Annotated in this window: 16 protein-coding genes; 5 read left to right on the top strand and 11 right to left on the bottom strand. The window is 68.0% G+C overall.

Annotated features, from left to right (window positions below; translation table 11 throughout):
* Window positions 1–3: 3 nt before the first annotated feature.
* Together AAFF27_19975 and AAFF27_19970 are read right to left on the bottom strand one after the other, a co-directional pair.
* Window positions 4–2,154: an FUSC family protein gene (locus AAFF27_19975; GenBank protein XAH22277.1), complete on the bottom strand. Its 2,151-nt coding sequence runs from the start codon at window positions 2,152–2,154 to the stop codon at window positions 4–6.
* 12 nt (window positions 2,155–2,166) lie between these two features.
* Complete coding sequence (locus AAFF27_19970) at window positions 2,167–3,126, bottom strand: inositol monophosphatase family protein (protein XAH22276.1); 960 nt, start codon at window positions 3,124–3,126, stop codon at window positions 2,167–2,169.
* A 96-nt stretch (window positions 3,127–3,222) separates the two neighbouring features.
* Between AAFF27_19970 and AAFF27_19965 the strand changes: the two genes are divergently transcribed.
* From AAFF27_19965 to AAFF27_19955, 3 genes are all read left to right on the top strand, one after another.
* Complete coding sequence (locus AAFF27_19965) at window positions 3,223–3,966, top strand: RNA methyltransferase (protein XAH22275.1); 744 nt, start codon at window positions 3,223–3,225, stop codon at window positions 3,964–3,966.
* A gap of 31 nt (window positions 3,967–3,997) precedes the next feature.
* Window positions 3,998–4,768 (top strand): serine O-acetyltransferase, encoded by a 771-nt coding sequence (gene cysE / locus AAFF27_19960; protein XAH22274.1) that lies wholly within the window; start codon window positions 3,998–4,000, stop codon window positions 4,766–4,768.
* Between the two features lie 207 nt (window positions 4,769–4,975).
* Complete coding sequence (locus AAFF27_19955) at window positions 4,976–6,343, top strand: hypothetical protein (GenBank protein XAH22273.1); 1,368 nt, start codon at window positions 4,976–4,978, stop codon at window positions 6,341–6,343.
* A gap of 4 nt (window positions 6,344–6,347) precedes the next feature.
* Here the strand turns inward: AAFF27_19955 and mog are convergent, their stop codons facing one another.
* Window positions 6,348–6,944 carry a molybdopterin adenylyltransferase gene (mog, locus tag AAFF27_19950; GenBank protein ID XAH22272.1) on the bottom strand — a complete coding sequence of 199 codons (597 nt, stop codon included), beginning with the start codon at window positions 6,942–6,944 and terminating at the stop codon, window positions 6,348–6,350.
* The gene (gene yjgA, locus AAFF27_19945; protein ID XAH22271.1) at window positions 6,937–7,590 is read right to left on the bottom strand and encodes a ribosome biogenesis factor YjgA; all 654 of its coding nucleotides are present in this window, start codon (window positions 7,588–7,590) and stop codon (window positions 6,937–6,939) included. The genes mog and yjgA overlap by 8 nt, the downstream gene beginning before the upstream one ends.
* 85 nt (window positions 7,591–7,675) lie before the next feature.
* On the opposite strand from yjgA, the gene pmbA reads away from it, so the two are divergent.
* The gene (gene pmbA, locus AAFF27_19940) at window positions 7,676–9,049 is read left to right on the top strand and encodes a metalloprotease PmbA (protein XAH22270.1); all 1,374 of its coding nucleotides are present in this window, start codon (window positions 7,676–7,678) and stop codon (window positions 9,047–9,049) included.
* 72 nt (window positions 9,050–9,121) lie between these two features.
* On the opposite strand, the gene AAFF27_19935 is transcribed toward pmbA, so the two are convergent.
* The 3 genes from AAFF27_19935 to rpsU form a co-directional block, all read right to left on the bottom strand.
* Entirely contained in the window at window positions 9,122–11,119 is a 1,998-nt protein-coding gene (locus tag AAFF27_19935) for a DUF6600 domain-containing protein (GenBank protein ID XAH22269.1), read from the bottom strand.
* A 100-nt stretch (window positions 11,120–11,219) separates the two neighbouring features.
* Window positions 11,220–11,687 carry a GatB/YqeY domain-containing protein gene (locus AAFF27_19930; GenBank protein ID XAH22268.1) on the bottom strand — a complete coding sequence of 156 codons (468 nt, stop codon included), beginning with the start codon at window positions 11,685–11,687 and terminating at the stop codon, window positions 11,220–11,222.
* Between the two features lie 109 nt (window positions 11,688–11,796).
* Window positions 11,797–12,009, bottom strand: a complete 213-nt coding sequence (gene rpsU, locus AAFF27_19925) for a 30S ribosomal protein S21 (protein ID XAH22267.1) — start codon at window positions 12,007–12,009, stop codon at window positions 11,797–11,799.
* Between the two features lie 262 nt (window positions 12,010–12,271).
* Here rpsU and AAFF27_19920 point away from each other — a divergent pair, with 262 nt between their 5' ends.
* Window positions 12,272–13,081: a MetQ/NlpA family ABC transporter substrate-binding protein gene (locus AAFF27_19920; protein XAH22266.1), complete on the top strand. Its 810-nt coding sequence runs from the start codon at window positions 12,272–12,274 to the stop codon at window positions 13,079–13,081.
* Between the two features lie 49 nt (window positions 13,082–13,130).
* Here the strand turns inward: AAFF27_19920 and AAFF27_19915 are convergent, their stop codons facing one another.
* The 4 genes from AAFF27_19915 to ybiB all read right to left on the bottom strand — a co-directional run bounded on the left by AAFF27_19915 (window position 13,131) and on the right by ybiB (window position 17,432).
* Entirely contained in the window at window positions 13,131–14,360 is a 1,230-nt protein-coding gene (locus AAFF27_19915; protein ID XAH22265.1) for an NAD(P)/FAD-dependent oxidoreductase, read from the bottom strand.
* A 73-nt stretch (window positions 14,361–14,433) separates the two neighbouring features.
* Window positions 14,434–15,558, bottom strand: coding sequence for a sterol desaturase family protein (locus AAFF27_19910; GenBank protein ID XAH22264.1), 1,125 nt, complete (start codon window positions 15,556–15,558; stop codon window positions 14,434–14,436).
* Between the two features lie 100 nt (window positions 15,559–15,658).
* Window positions 15,659–16,468 carry a uroporphyrinogen-III C-methyltransferase gene (gene cobA / locus AAFF27_19905; GenBank protein ID XAH22263.1) on the bottom strand — a complete coding sequence of 270 codons (810 nt, stop codon included), beginning with the start codon at window positions 16,466–16,468 and terminating at the stop codon, window positions 15,659–15,661.
* A 22-nt stretch (window positions 16,469–16,490) separates the two neighbouring features.
* Entirely contained in the window at window positions 16,491–17,432 is a 942-nt protein-coding gene (gene ybiB / locus AAFF27_19900; GenBank protein XAH22262.1) for a DNA-binding protein YbiB, read from the bottom strand.
* Window positions 17,433–17,508 lie beyond the last annotated feature (76 nt).

The following is a 17,508-nucleotide window of genomic DNA, read 5'->3' as shown; positions in this document are numbered from 1 at the left end:
CGCTCAGCCGTGCGAGCGCTCGGCCGCGCGGCGCAGGCGGCGTGCCGTGGCTTGCGCCAGCGCCAGCCGGCCCAGCAGCCAGGGCGTAAGGTCGTCGGCCAGCGGATCAGGCGGGCGCATGGCGTCGCTGCTGGCGTCGGGCAGCGGCTCATCGGCCGGCATTGGCGCCGTGCCTGGTGCCGCGGCTAGGGCTTGCTCGATGGCATCGGCCGCCTGCGCCAGCGCTGGCGTCACCCGCTCCATCTGCAATTGGCTGCGGCGCAGCTGCAGGGTGGACTTGACCGCCGTCAACTGCGTCAGCAGGCGGTAGCCCTGGGCCTGCAGGGTTTCCAGCGGCTCCAGCGGCAACTGAACAGCGCTGGGCTCGGCCAGCGTGCGGGTGGTGGATTGGCCCAGCGCGGACAGGCTCTCATAGGCCTCGCGCCGCGCCAGCCGCCAGTCGATGTCGGGCGTGCGTTCGGCACCGGCGGTAAGTGCCAGCCGTGCATGGCGGCCCTGGGCCTGCAGCGTGCGCTGCACCAGGCGCGGCACCTGCTGGCGTTCCCACACCGGCAGCACGTAGCTGAACAGCCAGGCAAGGGTGGCGCCGATCAGGGTGTCGCCGATGCGCTCGGCGATGGCAAAGCTCGGGTGCGAGCCGGTGACCAGCAGGTGCGCCTGCAACAGCCCCTGCGTGGTGGCGGCGGTGGCGGTGATCATGTAGCGCTTGACCACAAAGGCATGGCCAATCGCCGCGCCGATGGCGATGTAGCTCAGGATGGCGATGGGGTGCGGGTGCGTGGACAGGATCAGCATCACCACCAGGCAGCCCAGCAAGGTCCCGGCGATACGCGCATTGCGCCGCTGCAGCGTCTGCGCCAGGTTGGCGCGCATGACCACGGTGATGGTGACCAGCACCCAGTACTTGTGCGTGCCCCAGGGCAGGTGCATGGCCAGCGCAAAGCCGGTGCCGATGGCCGCAGCCGCGCGCAGCGCCTGGCGCAGCGTGGGGCCGTACCAGCCGCGCTCGGATTTGAGCGGCGTCCAGGACCAGGCGGTGGGGCTGATGAAGAGCTGCCAGTTCTCCCGCAGCGCGGCCAGCTCGGGCGCCTGGTCGCCGCGCGCCAGGCGGAACAGGCGCTCGACCTCATCGCCGATGGCGGCCACGCGCAGCCCGGCGTCGTGCACGCTGGCTGAGAGCTGCAGGGCTGGGGCTGCGGCTTTGCTGTCTGCCGGGTGCAGCCGGCCCAGCGCGATGCGCAGGGTTTGCGCGTCGGCCGGCTGGCGGCCCAGCAGCAGGGCCGTGGCCAGCACGTCGATCTGGCGCGCGGCGGCGGCCAGCGCATCGGCCAGCGGCGGCAGGGCGGCCAGGTCGTGCGTGGTCAGGGCCTGCATGTCGAGCTCGCAGGCCACCAGTTGGTCGCGCGCCTCCAGCAGTGTCAGCAGCATGGCGGCGATCTTCTGGCGCTGCGGCGTGCGGGGCGATTCCAGGATCACGTCGCGCGCGGTCTGCAGGGTGTCGGCCAGGGCGGCTTGGCGGCGCAGCATGTCGCCGGTGAAGACCTCGCTCTCGGCATAGGGCGAGAAGCGGCGCGCCTGGCTGCGCAGCGCCTCGGCCAACTCCAGCAGCGTGGCGGCCAGCAGTTGGGAGCGGTAGCGTGCGTTCAGCAGGCCGTTGGCCGCCACCGCATAGACCATGTAGAGCCCCGCGCCGCCCAGGAACCAGCCGGTGCGCTCCAGCGACAGCAGAAAGCCCACCGGCGGCGAGGCCATGGAGAACAGCATGGAGAACATCAGGCTGGCGCTGAGCGGCGCGCCGCGCTTGCCCCAGGCCATGCCCATGAAGGCGACGAAGGTGCCGCAGACCAAAATCACGCCCTGCTGCAGCGCGCTCTGGTGCGCCAACTGGATCGCCAAGTAGAGCGGCGCGCCCAGCAACGCCGAGGGCAGCAGTTGCTGGAATTTGTGCTTTTTCTGCGTGGGCAGGTCAGGCAGGGTGGTGATCAGCGCGCCCACGGCGGCAGCCGACGCGGCCGACAGGTCGTCCAGCAGATAGATGGTGATCGTGACCAGCATCAACCCCACGGCCACCGCCAGGCCGTTGGTGATGTTGTGGCTCAGCAGCGTGCACAGCAGCCGCCAGGCCTTTTTGCGCAATTGGGCTGATACCCGCATCGCGCCTGGGCGTCAGAGGGCGTCGGGGGTCTTGCGGGCGCGGGTGAGTTTGCGCACCGGCGGCGTGGCGGGCGCTTCTGGCGCCGCGTCGGCCGGGGCTGCGGGTTCTTCCACGGGCTCGTCGCCGATCGGGATATAGGCGGCAGAGCGCTTGGCCTCCACGCCTGCGAACTTGGAGTACTTGCTGATCAGGCTCACCAGTTGGCCGTAGATGCGCGGGCTGGCGGCCAGGCATTCACGCTGCTCCAGGAAGTCGGCCTCGCCCGTGAAGTTGCCGACCAGGCCGCCGGCCTCGGTCACCAGCAGCGAGCCCGCAGCCACGTCCCAGGGCGACAGCCCGGTTTCGAAGAAGCCCTCGGTGAAGCCTGCGGCCACATAGGCCAGGTCAAGCGCGGCAGAGCCCGGGCGGCGCAGGCCGGCGGTGCGCTGCATGACTTCGCTCATCACCTGCAGGTACTGCTGCAGGTTGTCACCCGGGCGGAACGGGAAGCCGGTGGATATCAGCGACTCTTCCAGCCGCGTGCGCTTGGAGACGCGAATGCGCCGGTCGTTCAGGTAGGCGCCACGGCCCTTGGTGGCGGTGAACAGGTCGTTGCGGGTGGGGTCGTAGACGACGGCCTGCTCGACCTTGCCGCGCACGGCCAGCGCAATGCTCACGCAGTACACCGGGAAGCCGTGGATGAAGTTGGTGGTGCCGTCGAGCGGGTCGATGATCCAGACGAATTCCGAATCCCGCGCGCCATGCTCGCTGCCCGATTCCTCGGCCAGGATGCCGTGGCCGGGATAGGCGGTGAGCAGGGTTTCGATGATTGCCTGCTCGCTGGCGTGGTCCACCTCGGTGACAAAGTCGTTCACCTGCTTCTGCGAGATCCGCACCGATTCGATGTCGAGCGCGGCGCGGTTGATGATGGCGCCGGCGGCGCGTGCGGCCTTGGTGGCCACGTTGAGCATGGGATGCAGGTTGGTCGACATTGGATTGTGGGCAGGAGCGGTTCGGCGGCGGTGAGGCGCGGGGGGCGCCCGGCGATGCGGGCGGCGACAATACGCGGATTTTACCCGCCGGCCTGTATGCGTACCCGTTTCATCCTGATTCAAACCAGCCACGCCGGCAATGTGGGCGCCGCGGCCCGCGCCATGAAGACCATGGGCTTCGACGATCTGGTGCTGGTGGCGCCGCGCTGGGACAACGTGCTGCGGCGCGAAGAAACCATCCAGCGCGCCAGCGGCGCCCTCGACGTGCTGCGCAATGCGCGCATCGTCGCCACGCTGGACGAGGCGCTGGACGGCATGACGCACCTGTGCGCCACCGCCATGATCCCGCGCGACTTCGGCCCGCCCACCAGCACGCCGCGTGAGCACCTGGAGCCATTCGCAGCCGGTGCGGCCGCGGCGGGCGAGGCCGGCATTGCTTTTTTGTTTGGCTCCGAGCGCTTCGGCATGCAGAACGAGGACGTCTACCGCTGCCACGTGGCGCTGCGCATTCCTACCAACCCGCAGTTCGGCTCGCTCAACCTGGGCGCGGCGATCCAGGTGGTGGCCTACGAATGGCGGCTGGCGCTGGGCGGCTTTGATGCGGTGCTGGAGGCGCCGGCCGACGCGCCGCGCCGCGCCGACACGCAACAGGTGGCCGGCATGCTGGACCACTGGGAGCGCTCGCTGGTGGACATCGGCTTTCTCGACCCGGCCGCGCCCAAGAAGCTGATGCCACGGCTGCAGCAGCTGTTTCACCGCGCCCAACTGACCGACGAGGAAATCCACATACTGCGCGGTGTCGCCAAGGCCATGTCGGCGGCGGCGGTTACAAATCGATAGACTGCAAAACCCACAAAAACTCCAAGAACCCATGTTCCGTCGCCTGCGTTCCGATATCCAGTGCATCCTCGACCGCGACCCTGCCGCGCGCAGTGCGTGGGAGGTGGTCACCTGTTATCCGGGCCTGCACGCGGTGGTGCTGCACCGGCTGGCGCATGCGTGCTGGCAGCGTGGCTTCAAGTGGCTGGGCCGCTTCATCTCGCACATCGCGCGCTGGCTGACCGGCATCGAGATCCATCCCGGCGCGGTGCTGGGCGAGCGCGTGTTCTTCGACCACGCCATGGGCGTGGTGGTGGGCGAAACCGCCGAGATCGGCGACGGCTGCACCATCTACCAGGGCGTGACCCTGGGCGGCACCTCGCTCTACAAGGGCGCCAAGCGGCACCCGACGCTGGGGCGCGACGTGGTGGTGAGCGCCGGCGCCAAGGTGCTGGGCGGCTTCACCGTGGGCGACGGCGCCAAGATCGGCAGCAATGCCGTGGTCATCAAGCCAGTGCCCGCAGGCGCCACGGCGGTGGGCATTCCGGCGCGCATCATCTTGTCGAAGGAAGGCGCCAGCGCCGACGCCACGCCTGAGCGCAAGTTTTCGGCTTACGGCGTGACGCAGGAAGACGACCCGGTCAGCCAGGCCATGAAGGGCCTGATCGACAACGCCTCGTCGCAAGAGCACCAGATCGCGCTGCTGTGGCAGGCCATCGAGGCCCTGTCGCAAGGCCGCCGTGGCGGCGACTGCGTGCCGCAGGACGCGGCGCTGGAAGAAAGCTTTGCCGCTGCCAAGCTCAATGACTTGGTGGGCAAGTAGCGAGTGCTTCTGATTTGATAGCTTAATGCCGGCGGGTAGCCTGCGTTTCAGGTGGTTTTATTGCTGAAATGCAGGTGTTGACTGGGCATGGTGCTATCAGTTTTCTTCTCGCGCGGTAGGGTTCATCATCATTTCTGGGGATGCGCTCGCGCTGGAAATCCCTAAGAATTGGGCCGGAGCAGGCGATGTCGCCTGGGAGGAACCAAGATGAGATTGAGCATGAAGGCGGCCGTGCGCGGCCCCCGATTCCTGGGCTATCTGGTGATCGCGCTGGTAGCGCTGCTGGCTGGTTGTGCGGGCGGCTCGCCCATGCGGGTCGCGCTGACCGAGTTGGGTACTGTCTCCGACAGCGAGTACGGCGCCTATGGCCTGCGGCTTGTGCGCGCGGTGAATGTGACCGGCTTGGGGCCGGAGGAGGTCGTCGGCACACTGACGACCGATCCGGACAAATGGTCGATCCGCGAGCAACTGGCTCGCTTCTTCCCCGAGCGCAGCGATCTGCCCGACAGCATGACGCCTAGGCTGGTGCCGGGGGCGTCCGAGATTGTGGAGCGGCGCTTCTGCAAGGCGGTTACTGACACGCGTGACGGCGACGGCAACCTCGTGCCGGCGCATTGTGCCAAGGGGGGCGACGTGACGCTGGCGGGCCTGGTCGAGCTGCGCGACAAACTGCAGGAGTCCCAGGCCAAGGTTGCAGAGGCAGTACGGCTGGAGCTGAAGAGTGCAGCCCTCGATGCCGCGCTGACGGCGCTGAAGACCGGGCCGGCCGAGGGCACGTCTGGCATCCTGGCGGCGCTGCAAGCCCTCTATCCAAACGATGGCCTGTCGGATGCGAAAAAGGTGGAGGACGCGCGCGATGCAACGGTTGCGGCGCGCAACCCGGCCGGCCTGATCCCGTTGCTGGCGGAGACGAAGAAGCTCTCCAGTACGTCCGGCGTCATCGTGACCCGCTGGGAGCGTGAGGTGGAGGCCTCCGGCAGCCTCACTGCGGGTGATGCTGCCAAGGTATCGGCGGCCGGCAAGCGCAAGCTGAGCGGATTCTTGATCCTGGGCGAGCCGCGCATCACCAGCCTGCGCTTGGGGAGCGACTTCGCGGCGCGAGCCAAGGAAAAATCACTCCCGGGCAGCGCGGAGAGCCTGTTCAAGTCGCACCGCAATTACCTGACCTACTACCAGCTGCGTGCACGCTATGTGCTGTTCTCCGAAAGCCGGGAGGAGGCGCTGCAGGCGGCCTTGCAGGCCGACGTTGCCAAGATCGCCCAGACGCTGGGGGCTGCACGGATCAACACGGACACGCTCACATCGATCTCCGCCCGGGCCGAGGCGCTCTATGCGGCCATTGCCGCGAGTTCGGGTTCTGGCGTGCTGGACGCTGAGGCGGGCTATGTGCAGACGCATGCCTGTTCGCTGCTGCGCAACGCAGGCACGGGCACAGGCACATGCCTGGGTGCCGAGATGCAGCGGTCTGCGGGCACCCTGCCGGTCATCAGCATCCGGGCTGCATTCGATGATTTTGTGGCCAGCAATAGCCCGGGGGCGCATGCCCTTCTGGCTCAGCAAAACGAAGCGCCGTAGGCGCTTAACGCACCGGCCGCTGCGCCGACTTGGGCCTAAAGGCCTTGCACACCGCGTCTTGCGTTTCCAGATACGGCCCGCCAATCAGATCGATGCAATAAGGCACGGCGGCGAAGATGCCGGGCACGGCCTGGCTGCCGTCGGGGTTCTTCAGGCCTTCCAGCGTCTCGGCGATTGCCTTGGGCTGGCCTGGCAGGTTCAGGATCAGGCTCTGGCCGCGCACCACGCCGACCTGGCGCGACAGGATGGCGGTGGGCACAAAGCGCAGGCTGATCTGGCGCATCTGCTCGCCAAAACCCGGCAGCTCACGGTCGGCCACGGCCAGCGTGGCCTCCGGCGTGACGTCGCGCGGCGCGGGGCCGGTGCCGCCGGTGGTCAGCACCAGCGCGCAGCCGGCGTCTGCCAACTCGATCAGCGTGGCGCTGATGGTGGCCTGCTCGTCCGGGATCAGCCGGGGCTCGAACGTGATCGGGTTCTTCAGCGCGCGGCCCAGCCAGTCCTGCAGCGCGGGCAGGCCCTGGTCCTGGTAGACGCCGCTGCTGGCGCGGTCGCTGATCGAGACGATGCCGATGCGTACCGGCTCGGGCGCGGAATCAGTCATCGCCCTCTTCTGCCGTGTCGTTGTCGGTGGGCGCTTCCTGGCCACCGAGCTGCGCACGCACCAGGTGGAAAATCTCGCGGTAGGCGCGGCCATGGCGTGGCGCCAGGCCGGGTTTTTCGGGCACGGCGTCTTTGCGGGCCTGGCGCACCAGGGCGCGCAGTTGCTGCGTGTCGGTGCCGGGGAAGCGTTCGATCCAGCGCTGCACGGCCTCGTCGCCGGCGATCAGCGCGGCGCGGGTTTGCTCGGCTTCGTGCAGGGTCATGGTGTCGCGTGCCGAGCCGCTGCGCTGCTCTTGCAGCGCTTCGCGGGCGGCTTCACGGGCGGGCTCGTCGAGCTTGCGCATGAGCTTGCCGATGAACTGCATCTGCCGGCGCTTGCCCTCGAAATTGGTGATGCGCTTGGCTTCTTCCACGGCGTCGGCCAGCTTCTCGGGCAGGTCGAGGCGGGCCAGCAGATCGGCGCGCAGGGTCAGCAGGGCTTCGCCCAGTTCCTGCAGCTCATCGCTTTCCTTCTTGAGGTCGGTGCGGCTGGCAGTGCGGACGTCGTCGATGCCCTTGAGCTCGCGCTTGAGCTCGATATCGAGCTCGCTGCCCTCGGCTACGAACTGGCCGCGGACGAAGTAGCCTTTCTTGAATTTGCGTGACATGGTGGGAGGCTGGGTGCGGCCGCTTGACGCGGCTAGAGGCAAGGAAAGATGCGAAGGGAGGGCGGCAAGTATCATAGCCCTCGCCATGAAGACCCCATCCCCGACCGAAGCCGCCAGCGGCTTCAGCTACAGCCGCGCGTTTTTCGAAGAGATTGTCGATGCGGCCTTATCCCATGCCAAGAAGCTCGGTGCCACCGACGTCGGCGCCGAGGCCTCCGAGGGCTGCGGCCTGAGTGTCAGCGTACGCAAGGGCGAGCTGGAGACCGTTGAGCGCAACCGCGACAAGTCGCTGGGCGTGACCGTCTACCTCGGCCAGCGCCGCGGCAACGCCAGCACCTCCGACTTCTCCACGGCCGCCATCCAGCAGACCGTGCAGGCCGCCTACGACATCGCCCGCTTCACCGCCGAAGACCCGATGGCCGGCTTGCCGGATGCCGAAGACATCGTCACCGAGCAGCCCGACCTGGACCTGTTCCACCCCTGGGCCATTGACAGCGAAGGCGCCGCGCGCATGGCCATGGCCTGCGAGGCCGCTGCCTTGTCCACCGACCGCCGCATCACCAACAGCGAAGGCGCCGGCGTGTCCGCCCAGCAGTCGCATTTCTTCAGCGCGCATACGCGCGGCTTCCGTGGCGGCTACGCCAGCTCGCGCCACAGCATGTCGGTCGCGCCGATTGCCGGCCGTGGCGACGACATGCAGCGCGACGCCTGGTACAGCTCCATGCGCAACGCCGCCGACCTGGCCAGCCCTGAAGCGGTGGGCCGCTACGCCGCCGAGCGCGCGCTGGCACGGCTGCGCGCACGCAAGATCCCGACCACCGAATGCCCGGTGCTGTTCGAATCGCCGCTGGCCGCCGGCCTGCTGGGCGGCTTCACGCAGGCCGTGAGCGGCGGCGCGCTCTACCGCAAGAGCACTTTTTTGCTCGACTCGATGGGCAAGCAGGTGTTTCCGGACCACATCGACATCGACGAAGACCCGTTCATCAAGGGCGGCAAGGGCAGCTCGCCCTTTGACGATGAAGGCGTGCGCACCCGCGCGCGCAAGGTGGTGGACGCGGGCCGCGTGCAGGGCTACTTCCTCAGCACCTATTCGGCCCGCAAGCTGGGCATGAAGACCACCGGCAACGCCGGCGGTTCGCACAACCTGGTGCTGTCCTCGCGCCTGACCAAGCCGGGTGACGACCTGGCCGCCATGCTCAAGAAGCTGGGCACCGGCCTGTTCGTGACCGAGCTGATGGGGCAGGGCGTGAACTACGTCACCGGCGACTATTCGCGCGGCGCCAGCGGCTTCTGGGTGGAGAAGGGCGAGATCGCCTTCCCGGTGCAAGAGATCACCATCGCCGGCAACCTGGGGCGCATGCTCAAGGGCATCCAGGCGGTGGGCGCGGACACCTACAACTACGGCGCGAAGACGGTTGGCTCGATCCTGGTCGACCGCATGAAGGTGGCGGGTAGCTAGGCCCGGTTGCCCACCGCTGGCTAAATCAATATGCCGCTCAGGGCGAACGGGACCCATTGAGCGGCATCGCCGCTAACTGCCTCGGTCGCCACGCTCGCGCTGAAACTGCGGGCGGCCTTCCCGTCCTTCTTGCGGGCGCTGCTGCGGCTGCATGCGCTGCTGCATCTGCTGCTGTTGTTGCTGGAGCTGCTGTTGGCGCTCCATTTGCATCTGCTGCATTTGCTGGGCCTGTTGCTGCTGCTGTTGCATCTGGCGTTGTTGCTGCTCGGCGCGCTGCTGTTCCATGCGCTGGCGCATCTGCATGTCTTGCTGGCGCGCGGCCTGTTCGCGCTGCATCTGCATCTGGCGCTCTTGCTGCATCTGCTGCGCCTGTTGCTGTTGTTGCTGCATCTGGCGCTGCTGCTGTTCTGCGGCGCGCATCTGCTCGTCACGCATCTGGCCCTGGCGTTGCTGCTCCATGCGCTGGCGCATCTGCATTTGCTGGTCCTGCTGCATCTGCTGTTGTTGCTGCTGCTGTTGCATTTGCTGCTCGCGCTGCTGGCGTTCGATCTGGCCGCGCTGCGGGTCGAAGCCCGGTGGCGGGCGGTTCTGGTTCTGCTGCGCGTCGCGGAATGGCTGTTGCTGCCGTTGCAGCTGCTGCTGCATCTCGAACTGCTGGCGCTGCCGATCAGCCTGTTGCTGGCGCAACTGGTCGGGCATGGAGGTGTTGGGCGGCATGGGCTGGCCGGGCGGCAGCCGGAAGGGCTGTGCGGCCGGCATGCCGGGGCGGCTGGGCGCCAGCGCGCCGCTGAAGGGCGGCGGCATCACCGGGCGGGCCTGGGCCAGGGCGCCGGCCGTCAGCGTCTCCATCTGCTGCCGCTGGCCGCGGCCCCGGCTGCCAAAGCTGTCGCTGGGCAGGGCGGTGACCGCGCCGGGGCGCGACTGGAACTGGTATTGGTCGCCGTGGTCGCGCACCTGGCCTGAGCGGTTCAGGCGCGCCAGGTAGCCGGGGCTGGCCTGGAAGGCCGGCCGCCAGCGCTCGCCCGGCGCCAGCGGGAACCAGGCCACGCCGGGGCGCCCCGAGCCCATGGGCACGGTGGCGCCGCCACCCACGCCGACGAAGCCGACCAGCGCGGGCGAGTACACCGGCCGAGGCCCGGCCCGGCCCGGCACCCAGCCCCAGCGGCTGCCGACCTGGGCCCAGCGGCCGTAGTGGAAGGGGGTGAAGCCCCAGGGCGCGTCGTCGATCCAGGTCCAGCCCCAGGGGGCGATCCATTCCCAGCGGCCGTCGCGGTAGGGCGCCCAGTTGGCGGCGACGGCGCGCGGGAACCAGACGGCGCCGTAGCTGTTGTCGTTCTGCCAGTCGCCGTAGTTGTCCAGCACCTGGTAGCCGGGCAGGTCGCGCGACACGTAGGTGGCCGATACCGACTGGTCGGAGGCGCGGTCCAGGTCGGCCTGCCAGCCGTCGAAGGCGTCGCCGGCGATGCCGTAGAGCTGGCCCGGCGAGCTGAGCCCGCGGCCGACGAAGTCGCGCCGCTGGCCGCCCTCCAGCGTGAGGGACTGGCCGCCTTCGCCGTAGACGATGCCGTTGGCGCCAGGCAGTGCCGATACGCGGGTGATGCCTTGCGCCGGGTCCACGTCGAGGCGGTAGGTGCCCGGGCGCACCAGCACCAGGGCCAGGTTGGGGGTGTCGATCTCGTAGCGCTGGTTGGGGTCGGTGGCGTACAGGCGCACGCCCAGCGTGCCCTGTGTGAGCTGGACCTGCGTGGTGCTGTCGTCCAGCGTGGTGAATTCGACGACGGTGCTGCCGTCCAGGCGCAGCGTGGCGCCGCCGCTGTCCAGCACGGCACGCGCGGCGGGCTCGGTCCAGACGCGGTCGCCGGGGGCGATCGGCCAGTTGGGATCGGCTGGGCGGGTCTGGCTGTCGGCGGCGCTTTGGTGCTGGGCCGTGCCGTAGATGCTGTCAAAGCGCGCGATGCGCGTGGGCGGGTCTACCGGCGTGGCCTCTTGGGCCAGGGCCAGCGTGGCGCCCAGCAGCGCGGCAGCCATGCCGAAGCGGCGCAGTACAACAAGAAGAGAGAAGGAGGGCATAGGACTTAGAACGTTCCAGATGCCCTGAAGTTAACGCCGCGCGTCAGGTTTGCGCGGGTTTTTGCAAGCGCCGGTAAACCAGCGCCCGAAAAACAAGGGTTTACCCTTGCTTGGCGAGCACGGCCTTCACCGCTGCGGATACCTGGCCCATGTCGGCCTTGCCGGCCAGGCGGGCCTTGGCGGCGGCCATGAGCTTGCCCATGTCGGCCTGGGTGGGCGCGCGGCCCAGTTCGGCCTGCACTTCGGCGGCGACGGCTTGCACTTCGGCGGTGATCTCGTCGGCGCTCAGGCGGGCGGGCAGGTAGGCCTGCAGCACTGCCAGCTCGGCGGCTTCCTGGTCGACCAGGTCGGTGCGGTTGGCTTGCTGGAAGGCGGCGATGGAGTCTTTGCGCTGCTTGATCATCTTGTCGACGATGGCCACGACGGCGGCATCGTCCAGCTCCACGCGCTCGTCCACTTCCTTTTGCTTGAGGGCGGCGAGCAGCAGGCGGATGGTGGCCAGGCGTTGGCTGTCCTTGGCGCGCATCGCGGTCTTCATGTCGTCGGTGATCTGGTCCTTGAGTGCCATGGGGTCTCCTGGTGAACGAATGGAAAAATAGGGAGCGGAAACGCAAAAACCCGCGCCTGGCGTCCCGAGCGCGGGTTTTGCATGGAAGGCCTGGGGCCTTCGTCTGCGATCAGTACAGCTTCTTGGGAAGCTGCATGCTGCGCACGCGCTTGTAGTGGCGCTTGACGGCCGCAGCCTTCTTGCGCTTGCGTTCAGCGGTGGGCTTTTCGTAAAACTCACGAGCGCGCAGGTCGGTCAGCAGGCCGAGCTTTTCGATGGTGCGCTTGAAGCGGCGGAGAGCCACGTCAAAGGGCTCGTTTTCTTTTACACGAATGGTCGTCATTACGTCATGTTTTCCGAATATGTGCCGGCAGAGGGTGTCCAGGAGATCGAGCCTGGGCACCGTACGCGGCGATTCCCCGTCTATAACTAGTATTGGCCGACGGAGGTTTGCCAGCAAAGCCGAACATTATAGCCTTTGAAGCCGGGGCTGCAAGGCAGCGGCGCACATTCTGCGCATATCCACATGCGCCATTGGTCGTTCCGGCCGCGGGGTGCGTCTGCCAGAGTGGGCGTTTTACCGACTCTGCAGAAAAGGCCTCTTCATGCCGCAATCCCTTGCCCGCCGCGCCTCGCTGGCGGCCCTCGCCGCCGTGTTTCTGGCCTTCGGGCCCGCCCATGCGCAGGACAAAACGACCATCAAGGTTGGCGTCTCGGTGGGTGATGCCGATGCGATCTTCGAGGTGGTCAAGAAGGTCGCCGCGCGCGATGGGCTGACCATCCAGGTGGTGAGCTTCAATGACTACCAATTGCCCAACGCCGCGCTGCAGGCGGGCGACCTGGATGCCAATGCCTTCCAGCACCAGCCCTTTTTGGATGGCCAGAACCGCAGCCGCGGCTTTGACATCGTGCCGGTGGGCTTGACCATCACTGCGCCGCTGGGCTTTTACTCGCGCAAGCTCAAGTCGATTGCCGACCTGCCCGATGGCGCCACGGTGGGCATCCAGAACGATCCGTCCAATGGCAACCGGGCGCTGCTGTTGTTGCAGGCGGCCGGCCTGATCACGCTCAAGCCCGAGGCGGTGGCGCGCAACACCGCCACGTCGCTGGATGTGCTCACCAACCCGAAGAAGCTCAAGCTGGTGGCGCTGGACGCCGCGCAACTGCCGCGCTCGCTGGACGACCTGGCCCTGGCCGCGATCAACAACAACTACGCCTCGCAGGCGGGGCTGGTGCTGGATCGCGATGCGCTGATCAAGGAGTCGGCGCGCGGCCCCTACGTGAACGTGATCGCCACGCGCCGCGCAGACAAAGACAAGCCCTGGGTCAAGCGCCTGGTGGCGGCCTACCAGTCGCCCGAGGTGCGGGATTTCATCCAGACCCAGTTCAAGGGTGCGCTGGTGCCGGCGTTTTGAGAATTTGAAGGAAGTATGCCTCTAGCCCAGGTGTGGCCTTGGCTATTAGCTATGATTTACGTAGCGCCTGCCCGCAGGCGTGCGCGCTGGCCCAGGCCCACTGGAAGTTGTAGCCGCCGAGCCAGCCGGTGACGTCCACCACCTCGCCTATGCAGTAGAGGCCGGGGTGTTTGGATTCCATGGTTTGCTGCGACAGGTCGCGCGTGTCGACGCCGCCCAGGGTGACTTCGGCCTTGCGGTAGCCCTCGCTGCCGGTGGGCACGATCTGCCAGCGCTGGATGCGCTCGGCCAGCGCGGCCAGGGCTTTGTCCGTGGCCTCGTTGACCGGGCGCTGCAGCGCGGCGTCGCTCGCGGTCCAGGCGTCGGCCAGGCGTGATGGCACCAGGGCGGCGAGTTCGTTGTCGACACGCTTGCGCGAGCGGGCCTTGGCGTCGGTGAGCCAGGCCGCCACGTCGGTGCCGGGGGCAAAGTCCAGCTGCAGTGCGGCGCCGTCTTGCCAGTAGCTCGATATTTGCAGCACCGCCGGGCCCGACAGGCCGCGGTGGGTAAACAGCAGGTCTTCGTGGAATTCCATGCGCGCCTTCTTGGCGCCGGTCTCTACCCGCACTGGCAGCGCCAGGCCGGCCAAGGCGGCGTAAGGCGCCCAGGCCGCGCCGTCGAAGGTGAGCGGCACCAGGCCCGGGCGCTGCTCTACCGTGCGCAGGCCAAACTGGCGCGCCAGCCGCGTGCCGAAGTCGCTGGCGCCGATCTTGGGGATGGACAGCCCGCCGGTGGCCAGCACCAGTTGCGGCGCGCGCACCGGGCCGCGATCGGTGTCGAGCTCGTAATGGCCGCCATCAACATCGGAGAAGCGCACGCCCGCGATGCGGCAGGGCTGCCAGCGCTCGACGCTGCCGCCGCTGGCACCGCCGGCGCACTCGGCCAGCAGCATATTGATGACGTCTTCGGCCGAGCGGTCGCAGAACAGCTGGCCCTTGTGCTTCTCGTGGAAAGCAATGCCGTGGCGCTGCAGCAGGCCAATGAAGTCTTGCGGCGTGTAGCGCGCCAGTGCCGAGCGGCAGAAGTGCGGGTTCTGCCCCAGGAAGTGGCGCTGCGGCGCGGCCGGGTCCAGCTCGCGGTTGGTGAAGTTGCAGCGGCCGCCGCCAGAGATGCGGATCTTTTCGGCCAGCTTGTCGGCGTGGTCGATCAGCAGTACGCGCAGGCCGCGCTGCGCGGCCACGCCGGCACAGAAAAGACCGGCCGCGCCCGCGCCGGCAATGATGGCATCGAAGTTTTGCAAGAAATATGCCTGCAGCCCAGGATGCGCCTGGGGATATAGCTATGAAAATTGAAGCAACGCGCGCTGCGCCGCCTCAGCCCTTCCAGGTAAACGGGAACTTGAACTGCGCAAGGAAGCCGTTGGGCACGTAGTCGCCCTTCACGCCGTAGTCCACCGGCCAGAGCTGCTTGCTCTTCACGGCGGTGCCAAACAGGTAATCCAGAAACGCGAAGTGCGCCGCGTAGTTGCGGTCCAGCGCGGCGTCGTCCTGGCTGTGGTGCCAGTGGTGGAAGTTGGGCGTGACGATCAAATAGCGCAGCGGGCCCAGGCGCACGCTCACATTGGCGTGGTTGAACACCGCCTGGAAGCCGACGATGACGATGTAGGCATCGATCACTTCCTTGCTAAAGCCCAGCACGTAAATGGGCGCCAGCACTAGGGTGCGGGTGATGAGCAGCTCGAGGATGTGCTGGCGCGAGCCGGCCAGCCAGTCCATGCTTTTGACACTGTGGTGCACCGCGTGCAGGCGCCAGAGCATGGGCACCTCGTGGTAGGCGCGGTGTGTCCAGTACTGGACCATGTCGGCCACCAGCACGATCAGGAACAGCGCCACCCAGAAGTTAAGGCCCTGCACCCAGCCGCGAATGCCGTCGCTGGCGGCCCAGCCAAACAGCTTGTGCACCAGCAGGTTGGTGGCCAGCAGCACAAAGCCCACCACCATGTGGTTGACGATGAAGTGGTGGAAATCGGTCTGCCACTCGGCGCGGAACACCGGCTGCTCCTTGCGGTGGGCAAACAGCTTCTCGATGAAGATGAAGATCAGCGAGGAGCCCAGCAGATCCAGGATGAACCAGTCGAGCCCGATATAGGGCGTGTTGTCGGCGAAGTCATGCACCGGCACCTTGTGCCCGCCCAGCAGCGCCGCCGAGGTCACCAGCAAGAAGGCCGCCGCCGACAGCCAGCGCGAGCGGTTGAACAGGATGTTGACCAGGCTCAAGCCACCAGCCGCAGTCAGCGCCACCAGCAATATCTGCCGCATCAGGTCCACGTTGTAGGACTTGCGCAGCTCGGGCGTGGTCAGGTACTGCGGGAACAAAAAGGCCAGCACGCCCAGAAAGCTCAGGATGGCCAGCGACAGCGCGATGGTGCCGGTGACCAGGCCCTTGCCGCGCGGCAGCGCGCCGTGGCTCTGGGTGAAATCGTTGAGTTTGTCGAGCATGGCGGGCGTGGCTGCAGGTGAGGACGGGCGAGTCTAGCGCTGTCGCCGGCCCCGCTCCTGGCCGATCCGCCGCCCCAGGCTGCCGCAGATTGGCGCCACTTCAGGCGCTGCGCGCCTCGGCCTGCGCAGGCTGTTGCGCGGCCGCTGCCACGCCCTGCAGCACATCGCCCACCACCACCACCGAGGGGCTGGCCAGCCCGTGTTCGGCGATGCTGGCATGCAGGCGGCCCAGCGTGGCCACGGCGTGGCGTTGCGTGGGCAGGCTGGCGTTCTGGATGATGGCGACAGGCGTGTGGGCGGGCAGGCCGGTGAGCAGCTCTTGCTGGATGCGCTCGGCGCCCGATACGCCCATGTAGATCACCAGCGTGAGCTTGGCGTCGCGCGCGGTGGCGGCCAGGGCGCGCCAGTCGGTGCCGCTGCTGCCGGGCTTGGCGTGGCCGGTGACAAAGACCACGCCGTGGGCGTGTTCGCGGTGCGTCAGCGGCACGCCGAGCGAGGTGACGGCCGCGAGGCCCGAGGTGATGCCGTTGATGACCTCGACCTGTACGCCGGCGGCGCGCAGGTGCTCTACCTCTTCGCCGCCACGGCCAAAGATGAAGGGGTCGCCGCCCTTCAGGCGCACCACGCGCTCGCCGTCGCGCACGGCCATCAGCATCAGCTTCTCGATGAAGGCCTGCGGCGTGCTCTTGCAGCCGCCGCGCTTGCCCACATGCACGATGCGCGCGCCGGGCGCGGCGTAGGCCACGATGGCATCGCTCACCAGGTCGTCCACCAGCAGCACGGTGGCGGCCTGGATCGCCTTCATGGCCTTGATGGTGAGCAGCTCCGGGTCGCCCGGGCCGGCGCCGACGAGGGTGCAACTGCCTGGCGCCAGGCCGGGCAGGGCGGTGGTGGGGGCTTGGGTGTTCATCGTGTTCTCTATTCTGGAAATCTCAGGCGCTGCGCCGCAGGGCAGGGGCCACTTGCGAGGACTGCGCCTCTGCCAGTTGCCGGATATAGGCCACCTGCCGCGCAATCGCATCCGGCACCGGGTAGGTGCCATCCAGCACGGCGCGGGTGTAGGCGGCGGTGGCGTCCACGCCTATGTCTTCGGGCAGGCCGGGCAGTGTGGCCAGGGTGCCGGGCTGCTGCTCTTGCAGCGTCTGGCGCTGGCCGCTGACAAAGCCAATCATCTCGGGCGTGCGGCGCGGGTCGGCGACGACTTCGCCCTCCATGCCGCGCGACAGCAGGGCGGTGGCGCCCATCAACTCGAACACCGCGCCCATGGACTCCGCATAGGGCGCGTGGGTGTAGCTGCTGACCAGCACGGCCGGGCCGTTGCAGGGGTTCATGATCTTCACCACGCTGTGCGCCGGGTTGCGCAGGCCGACCACGCGGCGCACGTCCAGCAGGCGCTGCAGGCCGGGGCAGAGCAGGGCGGTGGGCGTAAAGGCAACCTCGCCCGGCGCCAGCGCGCGTACGGCGGCCAGCGGTGCAATGCCCAGCGCCGCCAGCACATCAGAGGCCAGCACGCGGCTGGATTCGGTGGCCGCGCCGTGCACCAGCACCGGCAGGCCCTCGCGCGCCAGCAGCAGGGCCAGCAGCGGTGTCAGCACCGGCAGGCGGCGCGCGCCGTTGTAGCTGGGCAGGGCGACCACCGGCTGGCTGCTGGCCGGCAGGCGCGTGCTGCGCGCAGCGGTGGCGTCCAGAAAGCCGGCCAGCTCCTCGGGCGTTTCGCCCTTGATGCGCATGGCCAGGCAGAAGGCGCCCACCTCCAGGTCGGTCACGCTGCCATCCAGCACCTGGCCGAACAGGTCGGCCGCCTGCGCGCGGTCCAGCGGCTTGGCGCCACGCGGGCCGCGGCCGATTTCCTTAATGTAGTGGCTGATGCCCATGCCGGTTCGTTCTGGTGATCTGATGTGGGGAACCCCCGATTGTCGAAGATCGCTTCCCACTTCCGGCTATATGGTG

The sequence above is a fragment of the Xylophilus sp. GW821-FHT01B05 genome (assembly GCA_038961845.1).
In the GTDB taxonomy this organism is placed as follows: Bacteria; Pseudomonadota; Gammaproteobacteria; order Burkholderiales; family Burkholderiaceae_C; genus Xylophilus.
This window is presented reverse-complemented; position numbering and strand designations above follow the sequence as displayed.

Coding starts and splice junctions, on each gene's coding strand:
- AAFF27_19975 (XAH22277.1), bottom strand. CDS start 2,154: ATGCGGGTATCAGCCCAATTGCGCAAAAAGGCCTGGCGGCTGCTGTGC.
- AAFF27_19970 (XAH22276.1), bottom strand. CDS start 3,126: ATGTCGACCAACCTGCATCCCATGCTCAACGTGGCCACCAAGGCCGCA.
- AAFF27_19965 (XAH22275.1), top strand. CDS start 3,223: ATGCGTACCCGTTTCATCCTGATTCAAACCAGCCACGCCGGCAATGTG.
- cysE (XAH22274.1), top strand. CDS start 3,998: ATGTTCCGTCGCCTGCGTTCCGATATCCAGTGCATCCTCGACCGCGAC.
- AAFF27_19955 (XAH22273.1), top strand. CDS start 4,976: ATGAGATTGAGCATGAAGGCGGCCGTGCGCGGCCCCCGATTCCTGGGC.
- mog (XAH22272.1), bottom strand. CDS start 6,944: ATGACTGATTCCGCGCCCGAGCCGGTACGCATCGGCATCGTCTCGATC.
- yjgA (XAH22271.1), bottom strand. CDS start 7,590: ATGTCACGCAAATTCAAGAAAGGCTACTTCGTCCGCGGCCAGTTCGTA.
- pmbA (XAH22270.1), top strand. CDS start 7,676: ATGAAGACCCCATCCCCGACCGAAGCCGCCAGCGGCTTCAGCTACAGC.
- AAFF27_19935 (XAH22269.1), bottom strand. CDS start 11,119: ATGCCCTCCTTCTCTCTTCTTGTTGTACTGCGCCGCTTCGGCATGGCT.
- AAFF27_19930 (XAH22268.1), bottom strand. CDS start 11,687: ATGGCACTCAAGGACCAGATCACCGACGACATGAAGACCGCGATGCGC.
- rpsU (XAH22267.1), bottom strand. CDS start 12,009: ATGACGACCATTCGTGTAAAAGAAAACGAGCCCTTTGACGTGGCTCTC.
- AAFF27_19920 (XAH22266.1), top strand. CDS start 12,272: ATGCCGCAATCCCTTGCCCGCCGCGCCTCGCTGGCGGCCCTCGCCGCC.
- AAFF27_19910 (XAH22264.1), bottom strand. CDS start 15,558: ATGCTCGACAAACTCAACGATTTCACCCAGAGCCACGGCGCGCTGCCG.
- cobA (XAH22263.1), bottom strand. CDS start 16,468: ATGAACACCCAAGCCCCCACCACCGCCCTGCCCGGCCTGGCGCCAGGC.
- ybiB (XAH22262.1), bottom strand. CDS start 17,432: ATGGGCATCAGCCACTACATTAAGGAAATCGGCCGCGGCCCGCGTGGC.